Genomic DNA, 257 nt, shown 5'->3' with positions numbered 1-257 from the left:
AATATTATGACTGTTTTGATGTATTTTATGTATGAGTATTCTAATTTTTCTTTTGATGATCATCCATTTATAGCTGGTGGGAATTCAAGGGGTAAAACATTGATGTATTATTCTCTTCTTTCTGGATTAGAAGGTAAATCAAAAGAATATTTATTAAAAGATTGTTTTCAGATTAATAAAAATTAATATGTATTATTAGCTTCTTCAAGGGATAGTACGTTAGGTGATGTAATAAAATTATCATCTAAAACATATTT

1 protein-coding gene is annotated in these 257 nt (G+C 24.5%); it reads left to right on the top strand.

The features are described from left to right. A partial coding sequence (locus tag AYC60_RS08835; RefSeq protein WP_197416919.1) for a hypothetical protein occupies positions 1–186 on the top strand: 186 nt, incomplete at its 5' end. Positions 187–257: the final 71 nt, after the last annotated feature.

This window comes from Streptobacillus felis, from assembly GCF_001559775.1.
Lineage (GTDB): Bacteria > Fusobacteriota > Fusobacteriia > Fusobacteriales > Leptotrichiaceae > Streptobacillus > Streptobacillus felis.
This window is presented reverse-complemented; position numbering and strand designations above follow the sequence as displayed.